Annotated in this window: 3 protein-coding genes; all 3 read left to right on the plus strand. The window is 32.6% G+C overall.

Going from position 1 to position 1,789, the window contains the following annotated elements; all coding sequences use genetic code 11:
- Nucleotides 1-1,030 (plus strand): TraB/GumN family protein (locus ACKI67_RS05415; protein ID WP_407462407.1); only part of this gene is annotated, 1,030 nt, incomplete at its 5' end.
- Between the two features lie 93 nt (nt 1,031-1,123).
- Entirely contained in the window at nt 1,124-1,384 is a 261-nt protein-coding gene (locus ACKI67_RS05420) for a DUF1922 domain-containing protein (protein WP_407462408.1), read from the plus strand.
- A 278-nt stretch (nt 1,385-1,662) separates the two neighbouring features.
- Nucleotides 1,663-1,789, plus strand: a 127-nt coding sequence (locus ACKI67_RS05425) for a CNNM domain-containing protein (RefSeq protein ID WP_407462409.1), incomplete at its 3' end; no start/stop codon positions are given.

The following is a 1,789-nucleotide window of genomic DNA, read 5'->3' on the forward strand; positions in this document are numbered from 1 at the left end:
AATGAATGAGAGAAATGGTGTCGTAGAAGATGATACAATTCATATTACTAAAATCATAAAAGAAAACAAAGTTGGTGTTTTCTTGGTTACAACTCTTCTTTCCTATATGCAAAATAAGATTGGGGAAGATGTTGACATAAAGCCTGGTGCTGAAATGCTTGGTGCAATCGAAGCGTCTGAAGAGGTTGGATGCAGAATTGCATTGATTGACAGAGACATCAATATCACACTTCAAAGGGTATTGAACAGCATGAGCACTTGGGAAAAGCTAAAATTCGTTTACGGAATTGTCGCATCATTATTCTCATCAGATGAAGAAGAGATAAACATCGAAGAGTTGAAGGAACAATCCAATATCGACCAGGCCATGGAATACTTTAAGGAAATCTCACCTGGAGCATACACTGCCCTTGTTAAGGAAAGGGACGCATATCTTGCAAAAGGGATATTGGGAATCCCTGAAGATAGGGTAATAGCTGTTGTAGGTGCAGGACATAAGGAAGGAATAATAGAATACCTTGACCACCCTGAAACCTTGCCAAGCTACGCTGAATTAAATAACATGAACAAAAAAGGAGGCATACCTTGGCTTAAGATTATCTTGGCATTAATCCCTATTTCATTTGTAGTGATATTTTTTCTTGCTTGGATGAATGGTATTCACATAGAAGGGGATATCCTACAGTTCATAGTTATCAGTATGATCATGGGATTCATAGGTTCAATCCTTTCAGGTTCCAAAATCCAATCTGCACTTATTGGAGGATTAGTTGCTCCGCTAACAATCATTCACCCAGTGCTTGCTGCAGGATGGTTTTCAGGCCTTGCTGAAGCTAAATTCAGACATGTGAGAAAACAGGACATCAACAATTTAGGAAAGATTGAAAGCTTTAGAGACCTATGGAATAACAATATCATCAGAATATTGCTTGTGGTTGTTGGAACCAACTTAGGAGTAAGTATAGCAACCCTTATCATATTGCCATCCAAGGTATTTATTCCATTATTCATGAAGATATTCGGAGGATAATAATTAGTTTAAACTCCAAAAGAAAAAAATAATTAATTTAAACTCAAAGAGCATTGTTCTTTTTAAAAAAAATAAAAATTATTGAGGTTGACTATGTACTTGATATTTAGATGTGACTGTGGAAGGGTTCTTTATGCAAAGAAAGGAAGGGCTACAAGAAAATGCACCTGTGGAAAAACAGTTAAAGTGAAAGACCGAAGAATCCTTCAAAGAGTAGAAACTGCACAGGAAGCTTCTTTAGCAGTTCAAAGAATGCAGGAAGAGATTTATGGCGGTTCTATGTTTAGCACTGCAGAGGAATTTAAAAACAACAAATTCCTTAATCAGATTGATAGAAAAATGAGGGAATTATGAAATTACCCATTTTTTCTTGAAAATGAGAAATGAAAGAATTATTAAATAAAAAATCATCACTATTATGACTATATAACAAAAACAAAAGAATTGTTAAATTAAAAAATTATCATTGTTTTATGATAATATAACGAAATCATTATAAAATTTTAAAAATCATGCTAATGAAATACATGAAAAACATTAAATTTATTAATATAATTAAAAAAAGATTATATTGCTTAAGAAAAAATTCACAATTATTTTTAAAATATAAAATTGTTTAGGACTTAATGGAAATGGACTCGATAATTATAGGAATTGAAATATTAATAATAATAATTTTAATATTGCTTAATGGACTTTTCTCCCTTGCAGAAATTGCTGTGGTATCCACTAGAAGAATTAGAATGCAAAAGATTGCTG

This window comes from Methanobrevibacter sp. (assembly GCF_045577275.1).
Taxonomy (GTDB): domain Archaea; phylum Methanobacteriota; class Methanobacteria; order Methanobacteriales; family Methanobacteriaceae; genus Methanobrevibacter.